We start from the raw sequence: 24,558 nt of genomic DNA, 5'->3' as shown, positions 1-24,558 counted from the left end.
GCATAGCGTGCGCATGAACGACGGGAGGCCAATCATGCGCCGCTACTACGACACTTCCGCGCAAAAGAAACCGCTGAACCTGACCATCAACTCGGACTTGGCCGCGCAGGCACGAGCGATGACCGGCAACCTGTCGGCAAAGGTCGAAGAACTGCTGGCCGACTACGTCACCAAAGAGCGCGACAGCCACAGCGCCAGAGCGATGGAGCTACAGCGCGCCGCAAGCGAATGGAAGACCTTCACCGACGCGCACGGCTCATTCGCCGACGAGTTCTCCACGCTATGACCGAGCAGTTCGCTGTCTACGCAAACGTCGGCCAGAACAAGAACATCCCTTATGTCGTCGTCGTCCAGTCGAAGATCTTCGACGCCTCCCCCCGCCGCGTCGTCGTACCCCTGGTCCGAAAGTCCACCCACTCCCCGACCCCGTCCCGCTTCACCCCGGAACTCACGGTGGCCGGCCACAGCGTCATCCTGCAACCCCTGGAAATGACCTCGGTGCCGCTGGCAGTGCTCAGCAAACCTGCAGGCTCCCTGAAAGACCAGGGCCAAACCATCATCGACGCCCTGGACGAACTGCTCACCCGCTCATTCGGTTAAGCGCCAACGTCAACGCAGGCGAAGCGAATGTCAGCCGCGAGGGCAAAGCCCAAGCCAAGCAACAAAGATCGAAGCGCCCAATCGCATTAATCGCATTAATCGCAAACAGCTGAACGCACCGGATGACTCACCGAGTGCAAGCCCCCTTGAGTCAAGGGGGCGCGGCGACAGCCGCAGGGATTTGGAATGCCCGGAGCGGGACCCGCGTTTTGTACCGCCACCGGCGGTACGAAGCGTGGGCGCCTTTTTGGGCCTACGCCCAAAAAGGCGGCGGAGCCGGCCGATAAGCCGGGTTCTGTCGTGGACAGTCATTCGTCTAGGCGCTACGTCACCGCAGCGCTCAAGCAACCTACCCGGATCCAGCGCGGGCCACGCCAATGGATCCCTATTTGGTCTTGCTCCAGGTGGGGTTTGCCGTGCCGGTCCGTTACCGGACTCGCGGTGCGCTCTTACCGCACCATTTCACCCTTACCGGCCCCTCGAAAGGGACGTAGGCGGTATCTTTCTGTTGCACTTTCCGTCGGCTTGCGCCGCCCAGGCGTTACCTGGCACCTTGCCCTATGGAGCCCGGACTTTCCTCGGCACTCTTGCGAGTGACGCGACTGTCTGGCCGACTCCGCCGGGGCGCACTATACGCTATCGCAAGACCATCCCGCCGGTCCGCGGGCGATGAGGGCATCGCGCCCTCGACCCACTCTGCTTGGGAACATCCGGCCAACGCTGAGGCCCCAGCGCTCGGTTGCCCTGATCGGTCGCTTTGAGAGGTTGATCGAACGGTGCGAATGCGTCGGTTGTGGAGCGGATGATCTGCGGCTTGGCTGCAGGGTCCTTGCCCGCCCACCATCGCAGGACACGCCGCAAGTACGTCCGTGTAGGCTCTTACGCGGCATCCATGCCGCGTAAGGTCCCGCGACGGTGGGCGGGCAAGGACCAATCAAGATGGTCGGTGTGCATGGTTGCTAGCAGTGCATGCAGCGCAGCGGTCTGATCAGCTCCCTTCGGTCCGATCAATGTCGCTGCCATTCCCGAGATCACTCCATTCGTCCACCAAGCCGAGCGGCCAACACGTTGCCACCAGCGCTATCGCGTGCGAGAAGTTTGGTTGGCCGCTCTGATGCACTACCCGCCATACAACGCCTTGCGCGGCGCACCGGTCAGCTCGGCGGCCAGCTTGGCGGCGGTGGACGGGGACAGGTGCTCGGCAAGCTTGGCGTAGACGCGGCGGCCTTCGGCCAGTTGCCCTTCGGCGGCGTCGGCGGCGCCCTGCACCATCACCACGAACTCACCCTTGCGCTGGTTGTCGTCGGCTTCGACCTTGGCCTGCAGCTCGGCCAGGGTGCCGTCGAGCACGGTTTCGAACAGCTTGGTCAGCTCGCGGGCGATCACCGCCGCGCGCTCGTCGCCGAAGGCGCCGCGCAGGTCGGCCAGCGAGTCGACGATGCGGTGCGAGGATTCGTAGAACACCAGGGTGCGGGTTTCGCCGGCCAGGTGCGCCAGGCGCTCGCGGCGGGCAGCGCTTTTGGCGGGCAGAAATCCTTCGAAGCTGAAGCGGTCGCTGGGCAGGCCGGCCACGCTGAGCGCAGCGATGGCGGCGCAGGCGCCCGGCACCGGACTGACCCGAATCCCGGCCGCGCGCGCGGCGCGCACCAGCTTGAAACCGGGGTCGCTGACCAGCGGGGTGCCGGCGTCGCTGACGATGGCCAGCGACTCGCCCTCGCGCAGGCGCGCGACGATGCGCTCGGACATGGCTTCTTCGTTGTGGTCGTGCAGGGCCAGCAGCGGGCGGTCGATGCCGAAATGGCCGAGCAACTGGCGGGTGTGGCGGGTGTCTTCGGCGCAGATCGCGGCCACGCCACGCAGCACCTCCTGCGCACGCGGCGACAGGTCGGCCAGGTTGCCGATCGGCGTGGCGACCACATGCAGGGTTCCGGGGGACGTCATCAGCGGTATTTCCGGGGGCAAAGGGTAGAATCGTAGCGTTTTTAACGGTCCGCCCCGGCGGGCCCCGTCCAATGGATCTGAAATGAACAAGCGTGTTGCAAGGATCTCCGCCCTGTCGCTGCTGGTCATGCTGGCCGCCGGTTGCGCCACCAGCAGCGTCACCCAGACCGCTTCGCCCACGCAGAGCGCGGCGCTGGCGTTGCTGGACCAGGGCAAGCCGCGCGAAGCCGCGCAGCAGTTGGAAGCCGAAGCGGCCAGCGCCAGCGGTGCGCAGCGCAGCCGCTTGCTGGCCGCCTCGGCGTTCGGCTGGCACGACGCCGGCGATGACGCACGTGCGCGCACGTTGCTGGCGCAGGTGACCCCACGCCATCTCACTGGCGAAGACCGCGCCCGCTTCGCGCTGTTGACCGGCGAGCTGGCGGTGATCGACAAGCAGGCCGCGCAAGCGCTGCAGGCGCTGGGCGACAGTCCGCAAGGCCTGCCGCAGCCGTTGCAGACCCGCTGGCTGCTGGCACGCGCCGCCGCCCTGGAAGGCACCGGCGACCTGTTCGGCGGCGCCGCCGACCGTGCACGCGCCGATGCCAGCCTGACCGGCACTGCGCGCAGCGAAAACCAGCGCGCGATCGTGCGCCTGCTCGCCGCGCTCGACGACGCCACGCTCAAAGGCCGCACCGCCGCACTACCGGCCGGCGACCCGCTGTACAACTTCGCTGGCCGCGCCCTGATCAGCCGCGGCCTGGCGCTGCCGCGTGCGTTCGATCGCGACGCGCAATGGGGCTTTGACACCAGCAAGCGCCCGCCGGCCGAGCGCGATGGCTACCGTCCGCCAATCAAGCTGGGCGTGCTGTTGCCGCTCAGCGGCAATCTGGCGACCGCCTCGGCGCCGGTGCGCGACGGCCTGCTGGCCGGTTACTACGCCGAAACCCGCCGCCGCCCGGAACTGCGCTTCTTCGATACCGCCGGCACCGCCGCCGGCGCCAATGCCGCCTATGACAAGGCCGTGAGCGCCGGTGTAGACTACGTGGTCGGCCCGTTGGGGCGCGACGAAGTCAGCGCGGTGTTCGCACGCGGCCAACTGGCGGTGCCGGTGCTGGCGCTCAACCGCCCCACCGACAACAAGGCACCGCCCAGCGGCAGTGCCGGGTTCTCGCTGGCGCCGGAAGACGACGGCATCATGGCCGCCGAATACCTGCTTTCGCGCGAGCGCCGCAACGTGCTGATCGTCGGCACCAGCGACGACAACGGCAAGCGCACCATCAAGGCCTTCCGCGACCGCTTCACCGAACGTGGCGGCAGCGTGGCCGGCAGCATCAGCGTGGCCGAAGTGCCGGGCGATATCGGCGCGCAGCTGCGCAATTACGGCACTGCCGATGCGGTGTTCCTGGCGATGCGCGGCAATACGGCGCGGGCGCTGGCGCCGCAGTTGGCGTTGAGCGGATTCGCCGGCAAATCGCGTGTGGGCACCTCGCAGCTGGTGGCCGGCACCGGCAAGGTCGAAGACGATTTGGCGCTGGACGGCATCGTCTACCCGAGCGAAACCTGGACCGCCCTGGGCGTGTCCGGCCTACCGGCCTCCACCCAGGTCGCCAGCACGCTGCCCAGCGCACGCGGGCCGGGCGCACGCCTGTTCGCGTTCGGCTACGACGCCTGGAAGATCAGCGCGTATCTGGAAAAGCTGGCCACCGGCGCCGACGGCGGCCTGCGCGGCGCCACCGGCACCCTGCATCTGGATGGCTTCGGCAACGTGTTGCGTACACCGGCGTGGTCCACCTTCAACGGTGGACGCCCGGTGCCGATCGCCGACGGACGCTGACGCCATGCCGGCAGCGCGTCAGCAGCGTGGTGCGGCGGTGGAAGCGTTGGCACGCGCGCTGCTGGAGCAGGCCGGCCTGCGGCTGGTCGTGGCCAATGCCAACTACCGCGGCGGCGAACTCGATCTGGTGATGCGCGACGGGCAAGCGCTGGTGTTCGTGGAAGTGCGTTATCGGCGCGACAACCGCTTCGGCGGCGGCGCTGCATCGGTGGACCGGCGCAAGCGCCGCAAACTTGTGCTGGCCGCGCAAGTGTTCCTCGCCTATCACCCGGCACTGGCGAGCTTGCCCTGCCGCTTCGATGTGGTCGAAGCCAGCGGCGAGCCGCCGGTGCTGAACTGGATCCGCGACGCGTTCCGCGCCGACGATTGCTGACAACGACCCACGCGCGATGCCCACCATCCTCACCCACGCCGCGGTGCCGTTGGCGCTCTGGTGCGCCAGCGAACGCGGCCGCCTCTCGCCACGTTTGCTCGGTGCCGGCATCTTTGCAGGGATGTTGCCCGATGCCGATGTACTGGCGTTCGCGCTGCATGTTCCGTACGCCGATGCATTCGGCCATCGCGGCGCCAGCCACTCGTTGCTGTTCGCCGGGTTGATCGCATTGCTCGGTGGCGTTGCGCATCGCGTCTTGCGTGCTGAAGCGTTGAAGGCCGCAGTTTTTTTGTTTGTCTGCACCGCATCGCATCCGGTACTGGATGCGATGACGTCCGGCGGCCTCGGCGTTGCGTTGACCTGGCCATGGAGCGATGCGCGCTGGTTCGCGCCGTGGCGGCCGATCCGCGTGTCGCCCTTCGCCAACGGTTTCTTCAATGCGCGCGGCCTCAGCGTCCTGCTCTCCGAGCTGCGCTGGGTCTGGTTGCCACTCACCGTCGCAGTGCTGGGATGGAGATGCATCCAGCGCGCGGCACCACAGGATCACCTTTCATGACCGATGTGCTTCCCACTGCCCTGGCCGACTTGCTGGCCGCGCGGCTTGGCCCCGATGGCTGGTTGACCGGCGACGACGCACGGCGCCGCTACGGCGAGGACGATTCGCGCCGCTGGGCATTGCCCGCCGCCGTCGCCTTGCCGGGCGATACCGAGGATGTGGTGGCAATCGTGCAGGCGTGTCGCGCGCATGGCGTGCCGATCGTGGCGCGTGGCGCGGGCACCGGCACCACCGGTGCGGCAGTGCCGTTTGCCGGCGGCGTGGTGGTGTCGATGGCGCGCATGAACCGCATCCTTGCGCTGCGTCCGGCGGATCGCTGCGCGGTGGTGCAACCCGGCGTGCTCAACGGCGAATTGCAGCAGGCCTTGCAGCCGCATGGATTGTTCTGGCCGCCGGATCCGTCCAGCGCAGAGATCTGCAGCGTTGGCGGTAATCTCGCCACCAATGCCGGCGGCCCGCGCGCAGTGAAATACGGCGCCACCCGCGACAACGTGCTCGGCCTGGTCGCAGTGACCGGCACCGGCGAGGTGATCCGTTGCGGCGGCGCGTATACCAAAAATTCCACCGGCTACGACCTGACGCATCTGCTGGTCGGCAGCGAGGGCACCCTGGCGATCATCGTCGAAGCGACCTTGAAGTTGACGCCGCGCGCGATCGCACAAGCCGGTTTGCGCGCGCTGTATCGCGACGCGGCCAGCGCGGCGGCGGCGGTGTCGCGCATCATGGCGCAACCGACCACGCCGACGATGCTGGAATTCATGGATGCCAGTGCGATTGCATTATTGCGACGCAACGGCAGCGACGTGCCCGAGGCCGGCGCGATGCTGCTGATCGAAGCCGATGGCGACCACGACACCTTGCCCTACGCATTGCAGGCCTTGCACGCTGCCGCCGATGGCGAGGGCGTGTTGAGCCTGGACGTGGCCGCCGATGGCAGCGCGCGCGACAAGCTGTGGGCGGCACGGCGCGCGCTATCGCCGGCCTTGCGCACGATCAAGCCGGGCAAGATCAACGAGGACGTGGTGGTACCGGTCTCGCGCATCCCCGAACTGGTGGCCGGTGTGGAAGCGCTTGCCGCCGAATTCGCATTGCCCATCGTCGCCTTCGGCCATGCGGGCAACGGCAACCTGCACGTCAACATCATGTACGACCCGGCCGATGCCGACGAAGACGCGCGCGCGCATGCGGCACTCCCGCGCCTGTTCGCGCTGGTGCTGTCGCTGGAGGGCACGCTCTCCGGCGAGCACGGCATCGGCGTGGCCAAGCGCGACTTCATGGCCCAGGCCTTCAGCGCACCGACGCTGGCAGCGATGCGCGCGATCAAGGCTGTGCTGGATCCGGATGGGATCCTCAATCCAGGCAAAGTGTTGCCGCCGGTCTGAGCCGCGCCACCGCACACCGCAGCGCAGGGAGTGCGACCGATGCCGCGCCTAACCACGCCGCACCGGGCTACCATACGGCAGTCGCCAGCGAGCTTGCCAGCCTCCCCCGCAGCGCCACACGCTGCCAGCTCTCCAGGAGGCCGGATGTCCACGCTGTCCCATCGTCTGTTCGCTGTCCAGGTGCGTGCGCGGATCGCGCTGACGCCATCGCTGCTGCGGATCGTGTTCTGCGGTCCGGCACTGTCGCAGTTGCGCAGTTTCGGGCCGGACCAACGCATCAAACTGTTCTTCCCCGCCGCCGACGGGCAGACGCCGGCATTGCGCGACGGGCCGGATTGGTATGCGCACTACCGCGCCATACCGGTGCCGCTGCGACCGCCGATGCGCACCTACACGATTCGCGCGTTGCGTACGGAACAGGCCGAGGTCGACGTGGATTTCGTGTTGCATGGCGATACCGGTCCGGCATCGCAGTGGGCCAGCCGCGCCTGCGTGGGCGATGCATTGCAGCTGTGGGGGCCGTGCGAGGGCTGCGACGCAGACAGTGCCGGATTCGAATGGCGCCCACCAGCGCGGGCACGGCATCTGTTGATCGTGGCCGACGAGACCGCGTTGCCGGCTGCCGCATGTATCCTGGAACAGTTGGATGCGCAAGCGCATCCGGCGCGGGTGGATGCATTGATCGAGCTGCCGCACGCATCCGACGCCGGGTATCCGGCGTTGCGCAGCGGCGCCTTCCGGCAGGTGCAGTGGCTGCCGCGCGACCGCGCGGCGCAGTGCGGCCACGGCGAACAGCTGTTGCGCGCGGTGCACGCCACCGCCTTCGGCGCAGGCCTTGCGCAGGCCTCTGCGCGGCAGGCACAGGCCCCGGTGGACGTCGACCGCGAAATACTGTGGGAGCAGGCCAGCGACGCCGACGCCGGCAGCTACGCCTGGATCGCGGGCGAAGCTGCTGCGGTGCTGAAGATCCGGCGGTATCTGCTGAGCGAACGCGGCCTGGACAAGCGCGCGTTGACCTTCATGGGCTACTGGCGCCAGGGTCGCGCGCTGGACTGAGCGCAACCTCGCCAGCGACTGCGCCGGCCGGGTCGGCAGCGGGCAATACCGGCTTGGCCGGACAGTGCATCGGCAGACAGCACGACTGCCGATGCACTGTGCGCAGTCCCTGCGCCATCGGCGCAGGGTGACGATCGGCACCCGATCTGCACCACGCACGCTGGCAACGGACCTGCCATGCCAGTAGTCTGCGGTTGGAATCTGGCAGAGACCTCAACCGGCGTGCGCAACATCCACGGTCCCGCACGCACTTGCCTGCGAGCGTAAGGGTTGCGCCTGCTGCAGCTGCGCGAACGCTGCCAGCGGATTGTCCAGCACGCCGGCAAAGCACAGGCTACCGGCCGGGTCGGCCAGGTCGACCATCTGCTGGTTGTTGCGCAACTGGAGGCGATTGAGACAGGAACGCTGGAACTGCGCGACGAACAGGTCGTGGCGGGCGAACCGGTCCGCATACTGCGGATGCGCCTGTTGATAGGCGTGCACGCTGTCGGCGACCCAGCTCCAGAAGGCCTGCTCGTTGCAGCAGTCGTGCTCGACCAAGATCGCTGCCAGGAAGCGGAAGAAGCAGTCGAACACATCGGTGAACACCGATAGCGGCTTCAGCGCATCCGGCACCTGCACCGCAATCCGCCGCACCTGCTCCGGCAAGACCGCATCCGGATCCATCACCGCGATCTCCTCGGCGATGTCCTTCATCCAGACCCGCACCGGCAGATCGTCCTGCAGCACCAGGATCAGGTTCTCGCCATGCGGCATGAACACCAGGTCGTAGGCGTAGAAGCAGTGCAGCAGCGGCGTGAAGTAGGCGCGCAGGTAGGCGCGGACCCAACGTTCGCAACCTACGCCCGATGCGGCGATCAAGGCCGGCGCAAGCGCGGCACCGTCGGCGTCGCGATGCAGCAGCGCGGCCATCGTCATCAGCCGCTGGCCCGGCTGCAACTGTGCCGCCGCGCTCTCGCGCCACAACGCCGACAGCATCTTGCGATAGCCGCTTGCCGTGGGCAGCGCCTGCTCCAGCAGCGGGTGCCGGTAGCCGATCGCCGCCAGCTCGCGCAGGATGTCGAAGCCGCACGCGCGCAGCAACGGATCGGACTGCACCAGCGTCTTGAGCCACTGGTTGATCGCCGGCGTATGCGCCATGTAGGCCGGCGACAGGCCGCGCATGAAGCCCATGTTGAGTACCGACAGCGCGGTCTTGACGTAGTGCGCGTGTGGACGATCGCAGTTGAAGAAGGTGCGGATCGACTGCTGCGCCTGGTAGCGGTCATGGCCTTCGCCCAGCAACACGATGCGCTGCGCCGCCAGCTCGCCGGCGAACACGTGACCGAGCTTGTTGCGCCATTGCCAGGGATGCACCGGCATCATCAGGTAATCGGCGACCGCAAGCCCCGCCGCGCGCAGTTGTTGCTCGAACACCTGCAGCTGCGCGCCCAGCTCGGCCTGCAACAGCGCGCGCTGGTCCTCGCCGTCGATGCTGGAGAACTGCGCGCATTGCCGGTGCACCGCCAGCCACACCAGCCGCAGCGGCGCACCGGTTTCCGGCGCGTAGGCACGATAGTCGTCGCTGCCGAAGCCGATCCGTCCGTTGTTGGCCACGAACACCGGATGGCCTTCGCTCATGCCGGCCTCGATCTGCTGGAATCCGGCCGCCGCCAACTGCGCGGCAGCGGGCGTATCGCGATGGTATTTGTAGGCCGCGCTGTACAGGGTGCTGGCGATCTCCTCCAGATACACCGGCAGGATCTGCGCACCGATTCCCAGCTGCGGCGCGCACTCGACGATGAACGCGGCGGCATCCAGCGCTGCCGGTACACCGGCACGGCTGCAGCTCAACGAGGCCGGATCCAGCAGCCAGTGATCCAGCTGCAGGCGTCTTGCGCGGAACTGGTACGCCGTCTGCGCGCCCGCCTGCAGGCGATAACGTTGCCAGACGCCATCGCGGCCCAGGGCTTGGGGCTCAAGCAATCGTTCGTGCGCGAACTCGGCGATCGCCTTGCACAGCAGGTGACGGTTGGCGGCGTCCCAGTGCCGCGCCTGCAGGTGGGCGACATCGTCGGCACAAACGGCAATGGAATCGGTAATGGAATCGGCTGAGATGGACATGCGACCTCCGAGCGAAGCGAGATGATCGGCACGCGTGCAGAACGCAAGCTGTGCCTGTTTTTGGCGCAGCGCGACCACACCGGCAGTACGGAAACCGGCACGCGCATTGAGCCGGTGGATCTTGGCGTTGCGCAGGTCCGGCTCGACCACCACCCGCTGCACCCGCGGATCGCGGAACAGCAGACCGAGCACCGCCTGCATCACCCGCAGACTGAAACCGGACAGCGCACGCTCGCACGGCGCCAGCAGCAGATGCATGCCGCGGTCGCCGGGCTGGACCGGATAATACGCACCGATCTCGTCGTGCGCCGGGTCGTAACTTTCCACCAGCACCACCGGCTGGCCGTCCTGCCTGCCAAGCAGGGCCTGCGCAGTGCCGGAGGCCTGCAGCGTGCGATAGAACGCCTCGATCTGCGCGCGCGTGGCCTGCTGCATCCCCCAGAAGCGCGCATAGTCGCGCTGCAACCAGTCGTGCAGCAGGGCGCCCTCTTCGGCAGGCCGCAACGGCGCGAAGGCAATACCGCCGACCGTCGCGGCAAGCGGCGCATGCAGGCTCATGACACCACCGCCAACGGCTGCCGGGCGGGCTGTGGGCGACCGTCTGCCGGCGCGCCGAAACGCTGGAAGGCGATGCGCCGCTCCACCGGATACACCTCGCGGCCGAGCATGCGCCGCAGGATGCAGGCATTGCGATAGCAGCCCATGCCCAGATCCGGAGAGGCCAGGCCGTGGGTATGCAACTCGGCGTTCTGCACGAACACGCTTTCGCTCTCGCGATCGACGCAGTAGTTGCGGTCGGCCAACAGCCGGCCGCGTGCATCGCGTCGCAATCGCTCGGCGATCGGCTGCAGGAACGCCGGCACCTGCGCCGCATACCCGGTGGCCAGCACCAACGCATCGGTCTGCATGCTGTAGGCCTGCTGCTGCTCGTGCTGATGGAGCTCCAGCAGCAGGCGCCCGTCGGCCTGCCGGTGGCAACCACGCAACTCGGTGTTGGTGGTCAGCGCGGTGTCCACCGGCCCGGCCAGCCGCTTGCGGTAGAGCAGGTCGAATATCTCGTTGATCAGGCTGCTGTTGATGCCCTTGTACAAGCCCGACTGCTGCGCGAGCAGGCCGGCACGGGTGTCCTCCGGCAGTGCATGGAAGTAGTCGATGTACTCCGGCGAGGTCATCTCCAGGGTGAGCTTGGTGTACTCCAGCGGATAGAACCGCGGCGAGCGGGTGATCCATTGCAGCGCGTAGCCATGCACGTCGATGTCCTGCAGCAGGTCGCGGTAGACCTCCGCCGCGCTCTGCCCGCTGCCCAGCACGGTGATGCTGCGTGCGCGCTGCAGCCGCGGCTTGTCCTGCAGATAGCTGGAGGAATGGCTGACCGGCGCACGCAATCCACCGCAGCAGGCCGGCACCGATGGGGTGGTGCCGGTTCCCAGCACCAGCCGCCTGGCCGCGTGGCGGAAGACTCGGTCGCTGTGCGCATGCTGCCCCTGTACCTGGTAGCACTGCCGCTGCGCGTCGTACTCCACCGCCTGCACCGCATGACCGAAGCGCAGGCTGGGCAGCTGCGCGGCGGCCCACTGGCAGTACTGGTTGTACTCGCGCCGCAGCAGGAAGAAATCCTCGCGGATGTAGAACGCGTAGAGCCGCCCCTGGGTCTTGAGATAGTTGAGGAAGCTGTAGCGGCTGGTGGGATCGGCCAGCGTCACCAGATCGGCCAGGAACGGCGTCTGCAGGGTCGCATCCTCGAGCAGCATGCCGGGATGCCAATCGAAACCGTCCTGCTGGTCCAGGAAGATGCCATCGAGCTCGGCGATCGGCGCGGCCAGGCAAGCCAGGCCCAGATTGAACGGCCCCAGTCCGATCCCGACGAAGTCGTGGATGTGGCTCATGCGCGCGTGCCTGCGCAGGCGACAGGCCTGTGCGTCGCCTGCGCCTTGCCGGCCTCTTCGGTCAGCTGCTCACCCTGCTGCCGCACCAGCGTCACCAGCGCCTCCAGGTCGGCGTGCTGCAACTGCGGGTTGAGCAGGGTGAACTTGAGGTATTGCTGGCCATCCACGCGGGTCGCGGCGATCATCGCTTCGCCACTGCGCGACAGGCGTTGTCGGATGTCCAGGTTCAACCCGTCCAGCGCGGCCGATGCGCTCCATCCCGCCGGCCGGTAGCGGAACACCAATGTGCTCAGTTCCGGCGCATGCGCCAGTTCGAAGCATGGATGCGCCAGCAACAGGGCGTGGCCTTGCTGGGCCAGATCGAGCACCCGATCGAACAGCCGACCGATCCCCTCGGCCCCGACCACGCGCAAGCTGAGCCACAGTTTCAGCGCATCGAACCTGCGCGTGGTCTGCAGGCTTTTGTCGACCAGGTCGGGGATGCCTTCGGCCGCATGCGTGGCGGGGTTGAGATAATCGGCGTGATAGGTCAGGTGCGCCAGCTGGGCACGGTCGCGCACCAGGAACGCGCCGCAGCTGACCGGCTGGAAGAACGACTTGTGATAGTCGACCGTCACCGAATCGGCATGCTCGATGCCGCTCAATCGCCCACGATGCCGCGGCGACACCAGCAGGCCGCAGCCATAGGCCGCATCCACGTGCATCCACAACCCGTGCTGCCGGCACAACGCGGCGATCTGCGGCAACGGGTCGATGCTGCCAAAATCGGTGGTGCCGGCGGTGGCGACCACCGCGAACGGCTGCTGTCCCTGCGCCTGCTCGCTGGCGATCGCGCGCGCCAGCGCATCGGTGTCCATGCGCTGGCGCGCATCGCACGGCACCGGCACGACCGCGTCGTAGCCGAGTCCGAGCACGGCGCAGGCCTTGCGCACGCTGAAGTGGCCTACCTGCGAGACGAACACGCGCAAGCGCGTGGCGTCGGCGGCCAGACCATGCTGCTTGACAGTGTGTCCGGCACGCGCGCAGCGGCTGTCGCGTGCCAGCAGCAACGCCATCAGGTTGGATTGCGTGCCACCGCTGGTGAACACCCCATCGGCCTGCGCGCCCAGACCGATGCGCGCAGCCGTCCAGGCGATCAGTTGCTGCTCGATCAAGGTAGCGCCGGCACTCTGGTCCCAGGTATCCATCGAGGTGTTGAGCGCCGACAGCACCAGCTCGGCCAGCAACGCGACGTTGAGCACCGGGCAGTTGAGATGTGCGGCGTAGCGCGGATGGTGGAAGTACACCGCGTCGCGCAGGTATAGCGTGTCGAGTTCGGCCAGCGCCTGCGACAGCGCGGGCAGCGGCCGTTCGAGATCCAGACCGGCGAACCGCGCGCGCAGTTCGTCCGGCGCGATGCCGCTGAAGGGACGATCGGCCGTGGCGATCGCCTGCCGCACCACGTCCAGACCCTGACGCAACTGGTCTTCGTAGACATGCAGGCTACGCTGATCGAACAGCGCGTCGGTGGTGGGATGGGCAAACAGGCGTGCGTGTGGCAGCGCAGTGACCGGGGCGAACGAAGAAGACATGTTCATGTCAGGCACGGATCCGAATCGGGGCCAAACGGCGTCCAGCAGTTGGACGTCGCGGTGGCGACGGAAGAGGGGGTCGGGTGCGGGCAGAAGGTCGCGTGCGATGCGGCAGCGGATGCTGCGCATCGGCGATCGGCGCGACTGTGCTGGCATGGCTACGCGTTCGAGGCGGGCACGGGCACAATGCCTCGCTACCGTCGCATCGTCGCCAACCGTGGCGAGCGTTGCTGTGGGCGTCCAGCCCGTGGGTGCAAAGCTAGCGAGTCGGCAACTGGCGCGTCAACCTTACCCACTGCTCATTTTCAACGTGATTCATGCACATTTCGGTACCTGTCACGGCCCGGGCTGCAGTCGCGAGTGATCGCGTTTTCGGGTGCTTTTCCGCGGCCACGCACGGTTTGGGCTTACGGCGCGGTGGCCGCGCACGCACGCACTGCGCGATAGCGGACGCAACCGTTCCGGAACGCGTGATGAACGCCTGCATTGCGTCCGCAGGTCGATCGGGACGATGACCGCGCTCTGCCGGCTAGCGCTGCACGCCGATGAAGCGCAGCCCCACGCCTGGTTCGGTGGCGATATAGCGTGGCGCAGCGGCATCGTCATGCAGTTTCTGGCGCAGCTTGCCGACCAGGATGCGCAGGTAATGGGTGTCTTCTTCGTGGGTGGGGCCCCACACTTCGCGTAGCAGTTGCGGCTGGGTGACCACGCGGCCGGCATGCTTGAGCAGCAGCGCGAACAAGGCGTATTCCTTGCGACTCAGCGGAACTGCTTCGCCGGCCAGCGTGACCTCGCGCAGGCCCAGATGGATATGCAGGCGGCCGTCGTCGAACACGCTCTCTTCCACCGTGCTGCCGGCGCCGGCCTGGCGCAGCAGCGCGCGGATGCGCGCCATCAGTTCCTGCACGCCGAACGGTTTGGTGACGTAGTCGTTGGCGCCGGCATCGAGTGCGGCGACCTTTTCGGTTTCGCCGGCGCGCACGGTGAGCATGATCACCGGCACGTTGGACCACTGGCGAATCTCGCGCAGCACTTCGTGGCCGTCGCGGTCGGGCAGGCCGATGTCCAGCACCACCAGTTCGGCGCCCTGCCCGGCCAGCAGGGCAAGGCCTTCTTCGGCGGTGCCGGCCTGCAGCACGCGATACCCCTGTGCGCGCAGGCTGATGTCGAGAAAGCGGCGGATCTGCGGCTCGTCGTCGACGATCAGCACGCGAGCGGGCGGGATGGCAGTGGGGTCAGTCGGCATCGGGGCGAGGTGGCGCGGCAGGAACGAGCAACGGCAGCGTAATGCGGATCGTGGTGCCGTGACCATCTGCGCCGGCCAGCGCCTCCACGCTGCCGCCATGCGCGCCGATCATGCCCTGGCAAATGGCAAGGCCCAGCCCGGTGCCATTGCGACCGCAGTCGCCACGCTCGACGCTGTAGAACATGTCGAAAATGCGCGCGCGCTCGTCTTCGGGAATGCCCGGGCCCTGGTCGCCGATATCGATCTGCAGGGCGCCGGCCTGCAGCCGCGCCTGCACGGTCACCGCCACGCCCGCTGGCGAAAATTTCGCGGCATTCTCCAGCACGTTGAAGATGGCCTGCTCCACCAGTGCCGGGTGCACCCAGATCGCCGGCAGGTCGGCGGCCAGATCCAGTTGCAGGCGCACCGCCGGCTGGTAGCGCTGCAGCCGCCGCGTGGCCGAGCCGATCAACTCGTCCACGCCGATCCAGTCGCGATTCAAGGTCAGCCCGGTGTGGCCGAGCCGGGTCATGTCGAGCAGGTTCTGGATGTAGCGGTCCAGCCGCTCGCCTTCGAGCTGGATGGTGTCGAGCAGGCTGTGGCGGTCCTGCGCGTCCATCGCATCGCCGTAGCTGGCCAGGCTGCTGGCCGAGCCGATCATCGAGGCCAGCGGCGAGCGCAGGTCATGCGAAACGGACGACAGCAATGCCGAGCGCAGGCGTTCGGTTTCGCCACTGACGCGCGCGCCTTCCAGATCGGCGACCAGGCGCGTGCGCAACGCTGCCTGGCCGATGTCTTCCACCATCGCCTCGGCCAACCGGCGTTGTTCCAGGCCGGGCCGCTGCACGCTCTGGCGGAAGCGCAGCGCGGCCACACCCAGGTTGCCGCGTTCATGCCGCACCGGCAGGCACCACCACTGCGCGCCGGCCAGCGTATCGGTGAAACGGCCGGCCGGCTGCCCGTGGCGCTGGGTCCAGTCCGCCGCGCTGCGATCGAGTGCGCCGAAGCTGGCCGGTGCATCGCTTTCGCGCTGCTCCAGACGCAACCAGGCCTCGGCATCCAGTGCGGTGGCCAGCGCGCGACGGCCGGCTTCCAGCACCTGGCCCAGATCGGCGGCGGTGCTGAGTTCGCGGGCCAGCGTCTGCAGTGCATTGGCATGCGTATTGGCGGCGCGCAGCGCCAGCACCTGGCTACGCAGCCGCGAGGCCAGGCGCCCGGCGACCAGGGCGGCGATCAGGAACAGACACACCGTCACCACGCCCTGGCGCGCGCTGATGTGCAGGGTGAAGCGCGGTTCGATGAAGAAGAAGTTGTAGGCGACAAAACTCAGCAGCGCGGCGATCACCGCGGCGGCCATGCGCGTGCGCGAGGCCACCAGCACCACCGCGACGATGAACACCATCGACAGATCGTCGATATCGGTCCAGCGCTGGATCACCCACGCCACCGCGACCGCTGCAGCGGCGGCGATCGCCGCGAACGCCAGGTCGTAACGCTGCAGCCACTGGCGCGGATTGCGCCAGCGCTGGCGCGCGCGTGCACGCGCATCGGCTGAGCTGACGATGACCAGTTCGTAATGCGCGCCCCGCTGCAGCAATTGCTGGGTCAGCGTGCGGTTGAACATACGCGCCAGCGGGCGTTCGCGCGTGCGCCCGAGCACCAGCGTGGATACGCCGTTTTGCACAGCGAAATCCAGCAATGCCTCGGCGACGTTGGCGCCATGCAGCAGCGCGGTATCGCCACCCAACCGGCGTGTCAGTGCGAACGCCCGGTCGATCTCCAGCTGCCAGGCGGCATCGGCCACGGTGCGTGTCTGCACGGTGACCACCGTCCATGGCGCATCGCGCCGCTCGGAGAGCCGCCGCGCCACCCGCACCAGATAATCCGAGCTGCCACGCCCATCGATGGCCACCACCACGCGGCGACGCAAGGCGGCAGTGCCCGGCAGGCCGCGTGCGGCCTGGGTGTCGCGCAGATCGCTGTCGACGCGGTCGGCCGCGGTCTGCATCGCCAGCTCGCGCAGCGCGGTGAGGTTGGAGGGCGAGAAGAACGCCTGCAAGGCCTGCGTCGCCTGCTCGGGCAGATATACCTTGCCCTGCTGCAGGCGCTCGATCAGTTCGCGCGGCGGCAGATCCACCAGCACGATGTCGCGCAGGCGGTCGAACACCGCATCGGGCACGGTCTCGGACACGCGCACGCCGGTGATGCGCAGCACGATGTCGTTGAGACTTTCCAGGTGCTGGATGTTGACCGTGGTGTAGACATCGATGCCGGCATCGAGCAGCTCGACGATGTCCTGCCAGCGCCGCTCATGCCGGCTGCCTGGCACATTGCGATGGGCCAGTTCGTCGATCAGGGCAAGCTTTGGCTTGCGCGCCAGCAGCGCGTCCAGATCGAATTCCTCCAGCACGCGGCCCTGGTAACTCACGCGAGCGCGCGGTAGCAGCGGCAGGCCCTCCAGCAGCGCAGCAGTTTCGCTGCGACCGTGGGTTTCGATCACGCCTGCCACCACGTCCATGCCCTGCCGCAAGCGCTCGCGTGCGCGCGACAACATGGCGTAGGTCTTGCCCACGCCGGGCGCCGCGCCCAGAAACACCGTCAGGCGCCCACCATGTTCGCGCTGCAGTTCGCCGATCAGTGCGTCGGCTTGTTGGGTACGGGCGTCGGGCATCGGGGCCGGGATTGGAGAGTCGGGATTGGGGATTTGTGGAGCCTACAGTGACCTGCGGGTCTAGCGGTTTTGCTTCACCCCATTCGCGCTTCCCGTCTCCCCATTCCCGGCGTGATCAAGCGCCAGATTCAGCGCCAGAACATTCACTCGCGACTGCCCAAGCAGACCGAACTGCGGGTGTTCGGTGGCGGCCTGCACCAGGGCGGCGACGCGCTGTTCCGGCCAGCCGCGTGCGTTGGCAACGCGGCGCAGTTGCACCTGCACGGCGGCAGGGCTCAGGTGCGGGTCCAGGCCGCTGCCGGATTGGGTGAGCAACTCGCTCGGCACAGCCGCTGCTGCGATGCCGTCGCGTGCAGCAACTTCTGCACGCGTTGCCGCGATGCGCACCTGCAGGTCGGGATTGGAACGCGCCTGGTTGCTGCCGGCCACCGCAGTCGGGTCGTACTTGGCAGCCGAAGGACGTGGCTGGAAATAACGCGCATCGGCGAACGGCTGGGCGACCAGCGCCGAGCCGACGACGCGCGCGTCCACACGCAGCAACGAGCCGTGCGCCTGCACAGGAAACAATGCGCCAGTGATGCCGGTGGCGATCAGCGAATAGCTCAAGCCCAGACCGAGCAGGATGAACAACGCGAGCATCACCGAGCCGCGCAAGACGCCGTCGTCGCGCAACGGCAGTGACGTGGATAGGTTGGTGTTTGAAGAAATCGTCATGACTCAGTTTCCTACAGCGGCGACAAGCGCCAGGTCGATCAACTTGATGGCGGCAAACGGCAGCAACACGCCGCCCACGCCGTAGATCAGCATGTTCCGGCGCAACAAGGCCGTGGCGCTGGATGGACGAAAGCGCACGCCGCGCAAGGCCAGCGGAATCAACGCCGGAATGATCAGCGCATTGAAGATCAAGGCCGCCAGCACCGCATGCCGCGGGCTGGACAACTGCATCACGTTGAGCGCCGCCATCGAGGGAATCGCCGCAGCAAACAGGGCCGGCAGGATCGCGAAATACTTGGACACGTCATTGGCCAACGAGAAGGTGGTCAGCGCACCGCGCGTGATCAACTGCTGCTTGCCCACTTCGACCACCGCCAGCAATTTGGCCGGATCCGAATCCAGATCGACCATGTTGCCGGCCTCCTTGGCCGCCTGCGTGCCCGAGTTCATCGCCAGGCCCACATCGGCCTGGGCAAGCGCTGGTGCATCGTTGGTGCCGTCGCCGACCATTGCCACCAGCCGTCCGCCAGCTTGTTCGGCCCGGATGCGCGCCAGCTTGTCTTCCGGGCGCGCCTGGGCGATGTAATCGTCCACGCCGGCCTCGGCGGCAATCGCAGCGGCAGTAAGCGGGTTATCGCCGGTGATCATCACCGTCTTGATGCCCATCGCACGCAGCTGCGCAAACTTTTCCTTGATGCCTTGCTTGACCACGTCGCTCAGCTCGACCACACCCAACACATGCCGGCCTTCGGCCACCACCAGCGGCGTGGCACCGCCGCGTGCCACTTCCTCGATGCGCCCGTTCAATTCCGGCGACACCGTGACGCCCATTGCCTGCACATAGGCCACGATCGAATCGCCAGCGCCCTTGCGGATGCTGCGCCCAGCGATATCGACGCCGGACATGCGCGTTTGCGCAGTGAAGGCGATGAAGTGCGCACCATCCGGCTCCACTGCCACCGCACCCTGCTGGCGTGCCAGCTTGACGATGGACTTGCCTTCCGGCGTTGGGTCGGCCAGCGAGGCCAGCATCGCCGCATCGCGCAGTTGCGCACGATCGATGCCGGCCAACGGATGAAACGCGGTGGCCTGACGATCGCCGTAGGTGATGGTGCCGGTCTTGTCGAGCAGCAACACGTCCACGTCGCCGGCCACCTCCACGGCCTTGCCGGATTTGGCCAGCACATTGGCCGACAGCGCGCGGTTCATGCCGGCGATGCCGATCGCCGGCAACAGGCCGCCGATGGTGGTTGGAATCAGGCACACCAGCAGCGCGATCAGCAGCAGCGGATCCAGCGTGACGCCGACGAACCCGGCAATCGCCGGTAAGGACGCCACCACGATCAGGAAGGTCAGCGTCATCGCCGCCAGCAGCAAGGTGAGCGCGATTTCGTTCGGCGTCTTCTGCCGGTTGGCACCTTCCACCAGGGCGATCATGCGATCAAGAAAACTCTGCCCCGGTTCGGCGGTGACCTTGAACACGATCTCGTCGGAAAGCACCCGCGTACCGCCGATCACGCCACTGCGATCGGTGCCGGCCTCGCGCAGCACCGGTGCCGATTCGCCGGTCACCGCCGCTTCGTTGATCGTTGCAACGCCGCGCACGATTTCGCCATCGGCCGGGACGAATTCGCCCTCGGACACCATCACGTAGTCGCCCGGGCGCAGCTCTGCCGCCGGCACACGCGTCTCGCGGCCACCGAGCGCGGTTTCCACGCGACGCGCGACCAGATCCTTGCGCGCCCGCCGCAGCGATGCGGCCTGCCCACGCCCGCGCGCTTCGGCGATGGCCTCGGCGAAGTTGCCGAACAGCACGGTCACGAACAGGATCGCCGTCACCGCCCAGCCGAAACCGGCATTGCCATGCCCGCTGGCGGTGATCACCGCCGCCAGCACCGTGCCGCCCATCACCACCGCCATCACCGGGCTGCGCAGCAGATGCCGCGGCGCCAATTTGAGGAAGGCGGCACGCATCGCCGCCATCAGCACGGCAGCATCGAACAACGCTGCGTCGCCGCGCTCGCGTTTTTCAGTCGTATCGATCGTAGACATTGCTCAAACTCTCAGGACGCCGCCAGGGCGAGGTGTTCAGCGATAGGACCCAGCACCAGCGCCGGCATGAACTGCAGCACGGTGAGCACCAGCACGATCGCCATCAGGGTCAGCGCAAAGGTGGGGGTTTCGACCTGCAGGCTGCCGGCCGACTCCGGCGCACGCCGCTTCACCGCCATGCGTGCGGCCACCATCAACGGCAGGATCAACGCCGGATACCGGCCCAGGACCAGCACCACCGAGCAGCTCAGGTTCCACCAATACGTCGCATCGCCCAGGCCCTCGAAACCCGACCCGTTGTTGGCGAAGGCCGAGGTGTACTCGTAGAACACCTGGCTGATGCCATGGAAACCGGAATTGGAATTTGCGGTGAAAGACGGCACTGCCAGCGCCACTGCGGTGAAGCCCAACACCACCAGCGGCTGTAACAGAATCAAGAGCGCAAGCAATTGCACTTCGCGCGATTCGATCTTGCGGCCGAACAACTCCGGCGTGCGTCCGGTCATCAACCCGGCCAGAAATACGCTCAACAGCAGATACACCACGAACTGCTGCAAACCACAGCCGATACCGCCCCAGATCGCATTGATCAGCATGTTCACCAGCGTGACCAGGCCACTCAATGGCGCCAGCGAGTCGTGCATCGCATTGACCGAGCCGTTGGAGGTCTGTGTGGTCAACGCCGCCCACAACGCCGAGGCATCCGCGCCGATGCGCACCTCTTTACCTTCCATCAAGGCAGGCGAGCTCGTGCTGGGCGAATGCGCTTCGGACCACAGCAACAGCGCGGTGAATGCGGCCGACATCGTCAACATGGTGCCGAACACCAAGGCGGTGAGACGTTTGCGCCCAGTCAGATAGCCGACCATGAACACCACGCTCATCGGCAACAACACGATCGCCAACGTTTCCAGAAAATTGCTCAACGGCGTAGGGTTTTCCAGCGCCACCGAACTGTTGGGGCCGTACCAGCCACCGCCGTTGGTGCCGAGCTGCTTGACCGCGACCATCGCGGCAACCGGGCCCACCGGAATGGTCTGCTTGGGCATGCTCGCACTGCTATCCAACGGTGTCGCAGTCGCCGCGCCCTGCAGCGTGGACGGCACACCTTGCCAGCCGAGCAGTACGCTCCACAGCAGGCACAGCGGCAACAAGACGCGCACGCTGGCGCGGATCACATCGGCCCAGTAGTTGCCAACGTCTGCTTCGGGCAGGGCTTCCAATCCAGAACTCGACTGCTGCCGCCCCTGGCGCGACATGACGGTCTCCGGATCGTCCGGCCCGGCCATCCGTGGCGAAGTACTCGCCGGCGCGTTCGATGCCAGCGAGGCATTGGACACGCTTGCGACAGCTCGCCCGCCGAACAAGGCACGCAAGGTCGCCACTGCCAACGCCAGGCCCATCATCGGCGTCACCACCTGCAGGCCGACGATGCCGGTCATCTGCGCCAGATACGACAGCTGCGCCTGGCCCGAGTAGTGCTGCTGATTGGTGTTGGTGACGAACGACACCATGGTGTGCAGCGCGGTATCCCAGCGCATGTTGGGGATAGCGTCGGGGTTGAACGGCAGCCACGCCTGGGTCATGAACACCGCCCAGGTCAGCAGACCGACAACCAGGTTGCTGAGCAAGAACGCCACGGCATAGCCGCGCCACGACATGCCCTGCTGCGGACGGGTACCGAGCAACGCATACAACGGCCGTTCGATCCAGCCGAACAGCGCATCGCCACGCATCGGGGCACCACGCATCACCGCCGCCAGATAGCGACCCAGGGGCCACGCCAGCACGATGGCCAGCGCATAGACAAGGAAGGTTTCAATCATCGGAGCGCACTCGCATCAGAAGTCTTCGGGCCGCAGCACCACGTACAACAGGTACGCGGCGGCAACGAGCACGGCCACGCCGCACAACAGGGACAACCAGGCAGGCATGTCGGCTACTCTCCGAGACGCGCGCAACGCGGCGCGATGGATGCGATGTGCGACAGCGCATGCAGCGTGTGCATGCCAACAAGGCAAAACGCTGCCGCACCGTGCGCGCAGCGCCGATGGAGCAGACAGGTCAAGGGATGCATCGGGATCGTCCAGGGCGGAACCGCTCCGCCAACCTGCGCAGTGTCTTCCCGGCCTGCGTAAAGTCGCTATGGACTAGTCATGGCGGCGGCGTAAATTCCGCATAAATGCTGCGTGGCGATGGTCGTAACGACGCCTCCACACTCTTCAATTTTTTCAAGGCAGCTACGGCCACTGCCTTATCCACACTTTCCGAGCTCAGCTCAGGATGACCAGCTTTCGAATGATGGCGTTATGACGTTGTAGCAAAGCCTTGTTGGTCGAGGGCGCGGTGCCCTCGCCGCTCGCGGGACACGCCGCAAGTACATCCATGTAGGCTCGGTGGCGGCATCCATGCCGCCACACGGTCCCGCAATCGGCGAGGACACCGCACCAGAAAGTTGGTCGGTAGCCAGGTGAAAAACCGCTTTCGTGCGGGGTGCATCGACATTGGGTTGGTACACCATTATCCAAGATGCACGTCACGCACTGCTTTTGACCGTGCACACCGACCCTCTCGACTGGTCCTTGCCCGCCCACCGTCGCGGGACCTTACGCGGCATGGATGCCGCGTAAGAGCCTACATGGACGTACTTGCGGCGTGTCCCGCGATGGTGGGCGGGCAAGGGCCCCGCAGCCAAGCAACAGATCACCCGCTCTCCGCTCTGCAAGCGGATAAAAACGCAGGTGCGAGAGGGTGGGATGAAAACTACTCAACGCAATCACCCAATCAGATCCAAAACGGCAAAGACTTACCGCGTTACTGGCCGACGGCAGCCTTACCGCAGCGGCACGTTCAACACCGATGGAGTTGCCACCGGCGAAGTAAATGTCACTGTGCCGCCGCCATCGCTGGCATCGGTATAGCGCACGTCGCGCGTGTCGATGACCAGCACCAACCGCTGCCCGGCCGGAATCTCCGCCGCGGCCGCCTGTAACGACCAATCCAGCGTTACCGCACGACCAGGTGTGACTCCGCGCAACGAGTACGGCGCGTGTGTGATCAATTGCGCCACGCCCAGCGCATCCATGCGATACAGATACGCGAACAAACTCACCTTCGACTGACTGGGCACCACGGTCACCCGTAACGACGGGCTACCCGCCAACCGCCGCACACCGCTTGATGGCGCGCCAACCCACACTGCAGCGCCAGCACGATTCACTAACGGAATCGAAGTAGTCACCGGCACGCCGATGCCTTGCAACAGACCACTGACCAGCACCACGCCCGAATCGGCCAATGTCGGCACATCGGTGGCGATGCGCGACTGCCAACCGCTGGCAGTGCCGCCGATCAAACCGCCGGTGGGGCTAAGCAGTCCTGCCGGTGCGGATAGCCCCAAGCGTGTGCTTCCCTGCTGCACCGACGCCCAGTCTGTGTACTCCAACCATTGCCCAGCACGCGGCGACAACCGCACCGGCGCCTCGGCATCCACCCCGTTACGCACTTGCTTGAGATGACGATCGAACCAACGCGTGGTCGCCGTATACACCTCGTTGGGCAGCCCCAACGCGCCCGGCAGTTCTGCCGTGGCGTGATCGCCCTGGCTGAGCAGCAACTGCTTGGGCCCGCGCAGCTGGTTGAAGAACGCGATGGTCTGGTTGGGCGGAAACAAGCCGTCGTTGAAAGCATTGCCCAGCAACACCGCCGTGCCACGCGCGTTAAGTGCGGCCACATCGCTTGCCGGGCTACGCGAGGCCGCCTGCGGCAGGAAGCCTTGCACCGCGCCGTCGTAATCGCCCACCGTAACCCGTGCGCCGATCTGCGCCAGATCCGGCCCGGGTCGTCCGGTCAACGCGCCGGCACCGACCAACAGCCCCACCCCTTGCTGGCTGACAGTGCGGTTGGAATACAGCGAGGCTTCCAGATCGGCCCAACCACTGAGTGCAGCCACCGCCTTGATACGCGGGTCGCGCTCGGCCGCCAACAGACTGATGCCCGCCCCGTACGAGATGCCCGACGCACCGATCGCGTTCGGGCTAGCCGGCGTATGCGCCAACGCCCAGTCGATCACCGCACTGACGTCTTCCACCGTGTCTGCGCCGGCGATGTCGATCTGCCCGGCCGAATCCCAGAACCCGCGCGAGGTGTAGCTGACGACGACGTAGCCATCGCTGGCCAGTTGGGTCGCGCGGCCAAGGTATTCCAGATTGGGCAACGACCAGCTGGCCGGCATCACGACCAGCGGAAACGGCCCGCTACCCTGCCCTTGCGGGACCAGCACCAGCGCGCCCATCGGGGCGCCATCCCAGCCGGGGATGCGTTCGTAGGTCTTGCTGAAAGCGCCCGCCACTGCCGACGCCGATGCCACCAGCAACGCCAGTGCGGCAATGCTCCCGATCCAAGGCTTGTTCATGCTGCTCTCTCCCACGCAAGGCCAGGCCGGAATGGCCCAGCGGCAACTGCCATGCATCCGTGGTTCGGGGGAGAACGTCGCGAACGTACCAGACGGTACGGTATGGCTCAAGAGCCGGGAGCCGGGAGCCGGGAGCCGGGATTCGGGATTCGGGATTCGGGAGCGCAGGCGCCGCAATCGCGGACACGTGCTGAAGTGCAA

Annotated in this window: 18 protein-coding genes and 1 other RNA gene; 7 read left to right on the top strand and 12 right to left on the bottom strand. The window is 66.8% G+C overall.

Features of this window, described 5'->3' with window-relative positions; all coding sequences use genetic code 11:
• The first annotated feature begins 34 nt into the window (after positions 1–34).
• A complete protein-coding gene (locus NYR97_RS13145; RefSeq protein ID WP_205392414.1) occupies positions 35–286 on the top strand; it encodes a type II toxin-antitoxin system CcdA family antitoxin in 252 nt (83 codons plus the stop codon).
• Entirely contained in the window at positions 283–600 is a 318-nt protein-coding gene (locus NYR97_RS13140; RefSeq protein ID WP_316693705.1) for a CcdB family protein, read from the top strand. The genes NYR97_RS13145 and NYR97_RS13140 overlap by 4 nt, the downstream gene beginning before the upstream one ends.
• A 268-nt stretch (positions 601–868) precedes the next feature.
• Here NYR97_RS13140 and rnpB read toward each other — a convergent pair.
• Both rnpB and rsmI read right to left on the bottom strand, forming a co-directional pair.
• Positions 869–1,218: RNase P RNA component class A (gene rnpB / locus NYR97_RS13135), an RNA gene on the bottom strand.
• A gap of 501 nt (positions 1,219–1,719) precedes the next feature.
• On the bottom strand, positions 1,720–2,541 hold the full coding sequence (gene rsmI, locus NYR97_RS13130; protein WP_176339640.1) for a 16S rRNA (cytidine(1402)-2'-O)-methyltransferase: 822 nt from the start codon (positions 2,539–2,541) through the stop codon (positions 1,720–1,722).
• Positions 2,542–2,623: 82 nt separating this feature from the next.
• Between rsmI and NYR97_RS13125 the strand changes: the two genes are divergently transcribed.
• From NYR97_RS13125 to NYR97_RS13105, 5 genes are all read left to right on the top strand, one after another.
• Positions 2,624–4,354: a penicillin-binding protein activator gene (locus tag NYR97_RS13125; protein ID WP_316693703.1), complete on the top strand. Its 1,731-nt coding sequence runs from the start codon at positions 2,624–2,626 to the stop codon at positions 4,352–4,354.
• Between the two features lie 4 nt (positions 4,355–4,358).
• Entirely contained in the window at positions 4,359–4,727 is a 369-nt protein-coding gene (locus NYR97_RS13120; RefSeq protein WP_006451851.1) for a YraN family protein, read from the top strand.
• 16 nt (positions 4,728–4,743) lie between these two features.
• Positions 4,744–5,283, top strand: a complete 540-nt coding sequence (locus NYR97_RS13115) for a metal-dependent hydrolase (protein WP_316693700.1) — start codon at positions 4,744–4,746, stop codon at positions 5,281–5,283.
• Positions 5,280–6,665 (top strand): FAD-binding oxidoreductase, encoded by a 1,386-nt coding sequence (locus NYR97_RS13110; RefSeq protein ID WP_316693697.1) that lies wholly within the window; start codon positions 5,280–5,282, stop codon positions 6,663–6,665. Before NYR97_RS13115 ends, NYR97_RS13110 begins: the two co-directional genes overlap by 4 nt.
• A 144-nt stretch (positions 6,666–6,809) precedes the next feature.
• Positions 6,810–7,721: a siderophore-interacting protein gene (locus NYR97_RS13105; protein WP_316693695.1), complete on the top strand. Its 912-nt coding sequence runs from the start codon at positions 6,810–6,812 to the stop codon at positions 7,719–7,721.
• 213 nt (positions 7,722–7,934) lie between these two features.
• Here NYR97_RS13105 and NYR97_RS13100 read toward each other — a convergent pair whose 3' ends face one another.
• The 10 genes from NYR97_RS13100 to NYR97_RS13055 all read right to left on the bottom strand — a co-directional run bounded on the left by NYR97_RS13100 (position 7,935) and on the right by NYR97_RS13055 (position 24,357).
• Complete coding sequence (locus NYR97_RS13100; RefSeq protein ID WP_316693692.1) at positions 7,935–10,382, bottom strand: GNAT family N-acetyltransferase; 2,448 nt, start codon at positions 10,380–10,382, stop codon at positions 7,935–7,937.
• Positions 10,379–11,710: a lysine N(6)-hydroxylase/L-ornithine N(5)-oxygenase family protein gene (locus NYR97_RS13095; protein WP_316693691.1), complete on the bottom strand. Its 1,332-nt coding sequence runs from the start codon at positions 11,708–11,710 to the stop codon at positions 10,379–10,381. Before NYR97_RS13095 ends, NYR97_RS13100 begins: the two co-directional genes overlap by 4 nt.
• A complete protein-coding gene (locus tag NYR97_RS13090; RefSeq protein WP_316693690.1) occupies positions 11,707–13,287 on the bottom strand; it encodes a pyridoxal phosphate-dependent decarboxylase family protein in 1,581 nt (526 codons plus the stop codon). Before NYR97_RS13090 ends, NYR97_RS13095 begins: the two co-directional genes overlap by 4 nt.
• 523 nt (positions 13,288–13,810) lie before the next feature.
• Positions 13,811–14,527: a response regulator gene (locus tag NYR97_RS13085; protein WP_316693688.1), complete on the bottom strand. Its 717-nt coding sequence runs from the start codon at positions 14,525–14,527 to the stop codon at positions 13,811–13,813.
• Positions 14,517–17,177, bottom strand: coding sequence for a sensor histidine kinase KdpD (locus tag NYR97_RS13080; protein ID WP_316693686.1), 2,661 nt, complete (start codon positions 17,175–17,177; stop codon positions 14,517–14,519). Before NYR97_RS13080 ends, NYR97_RS13085 begins: the two co-directional genes overlap by 11 nt.
• Positions 17,178–17,237: 60 nt before the next feature.
• Entirely contained in the window at positions 17,238–17,891 is a 654-nt protein-coding gene (kdpC, locus tag NYR97_RS13075) for a potassium-transporting ATPase subunit KdpC (RefSeq protein ID WP_316693684.1), read from the bottom strand.
• Positions 17,892–17,894: 3 nt separating this feature from the next.
• Complete coding sequence (gene kdpB / locus NYR97_RS13070; RefSeq protein ID WP_316693682.1) at positions 17,895–19,943, bottom strand: potassium-transporting ATPase subunit KdpB; 2,049 nt, start codon at positions 19,941–19,943, stop codon at positions 17,895–17,897.
• A gap of 11 nt (positions 19,944–19,954) precedes the next feature.
• On the bottom strand, positions 19,955–21,769 hold the full coding sequence (gene kdpA / locus NYR97_RS13065) for a potassium-transporting ATPase subunit KdpA (RefSeq protein ID WP_316693681.1): 1,815 nt from the start codon (positions 21,767–21,769) through the stop codon (positions 19,955–19,957).
• 15 nt (positions 21,770–21,784) lie between these two features.
• A complete protein-coding gene (locus NYR97_RS13060) occupies positions 21,785–21,877 on the bottom strand; it encodes a potassium-transporting ATPase subunit F (RefSeq protein ID WP_006452907.1) in 93 nt (30 codons plus the stop codon).
• A gap of 899 nt (positions 21,878–22,776) precedes the next feature.
• Positions 22,777–24,357 (bottom strand): CocE/NonD family hydrolase, encoded by a 1,581-nt coding sequence (locus NYR97_RS13055; protein ID WP_316693679.1) that lies wholly within the window; start codon positions 24,355–24,357, stop codon positions 22,777–22,779.
• Between the last annotated feature and the right edge of the window lie 201 nt (positions 24,358–24,558).

It is taken from the genome of Xanthomonas hydrangeae, assembly GCF_032697525.1.
Classification (GTDB): domain Bacteria; phylum Pseudomonadota; class Gammaproteobacteria; order Xanthomonadales; family Xanthomonadaceae; genus Xanthomonas; species Xanthomonas hydrangeae.
This window is presented reverse-complemented; position numbering and strand designations above follow the sequence as displayed.

Coding starts and splice junctions, on each gene's coding strand:
- NYR97_RS13110 (WP_316693697.1), top strand. CDS start 5,280: ATGACCGATGTGCTTCCCACTGCCCTGGCCGACTTGCTGGCCGCGCGG.
- kdpA (WP_316693681.1), bottom strand. CDS start 21,769: ATGATTGAAACCTTCCTTGTCTATGCGCTGGCCATCGTGCTGGCGTGG.
- NYR97_RS13120 (WP_006451851.1), top strand. CDS start 4,359: ATGCCGGCAGCGCGTCAGCAGCGTGGTGCGGCGGTGGAAGCGTTGGCA.
- NYR97_RS13055 (WP_316693679.1), bottom strand. CDS start 24,357: ATGAACAAGCCTTGGATCGGGAGCATTGCCGCACTGGCGTTGCTGGTG.
- NYR97_RS13085 (WP_316693688.1), bottom strand. CDS start 14,527: ATGCCGACTGACCCCACTGCCATCCCGCCCGCTCGCGTGCTGATCGTC.
- NYR97_RS13145 (WP_205392414.1), top strand. CDS start 35: ATGCGCCGCTACTACGACACTTCCGCGCAAAAGAAACCGCTGAACCTG.
- NYR97_RS13090 (WP_316693690.1), bottom strand. CDS start 13,287: ATGAACATGTCTTCTTCGTTCGCCCCGGTCACTGCGCTGCCACACGCA.
- NYR97_RS13060 (WP_006452907.1), bottom strand. CDS start 21,877: ATGCCTGCCTGGTTGTCCCTGTTGTGCGGCGTGGCCGTGCTCGTTGCC.
- rsmI (WP_176339640.1), bottom strand. CDS start 2,541: ATGACGTCCCCCGGAACCCTGCATGTGGTCGCCACGCCGATCGGCAAC.
- kdpC (WP_316693684.1), bottom strand. CDS start 17,891: ATGACGATTTCTTCAAACACCAACCTATCCACGTCACTGCCGTTGCGC.
- NYR97_RS13125 (WP_316693703.1), top strand. CDS start 2,624: ATGAACAAGCGTGTTGCAAGGATCTCCGCCCTGTCGCTGCTGGTCATG.
- NYR97_RS13105 (WP_316693695.1), top strand. CDS start 6,810: ATGTCCACGCTGTCCCATCGTCTGTTCGCTGTCCAGGTGCGTGCGCGG.
- NYR97_RS13115 (WP_316693700.1), top strand. CDS start 4,744: ATGCCCACCATCCTCACCCACGCCGCGGTGCCGTTGGCGCTCTGGTGC.
- kdpB (WP_316693682.1), bottom strand. CDS start 19,943: ATGTCTACGATCGATACGACTGAAAAACGCGAGCGCGGCGACGCAGCG.
- NYR97_RS13140 (WP_316693705.1), top strand. CDS start 283: ATGACCGAGCAGTTCGCTGTCTACGCAAACGTCGGCCAGAACAAGAAC.
- NYR97_RS13100 (WP_316693692.1), bottom strand. CDS start 10,382: ATGAGCCTGCATGCGCCGCTTGCCGCGACGGTCGGCGGTATTGCCTTC.
- NYR97_RS13095 (WP_316693691.1), bottom strand. CDS start 11,710: ATGAGCCACATCCACGACTTCGTCGGGATCGGACTGGGGCCGTTCAAT.
- NYR97_RS13080 (WP_316693686.1), bottom strand. CDS start 17,177: ATGCCCGACGCCCGTACCCAACAAGCCGACGCACTGATCGGCGAACTG.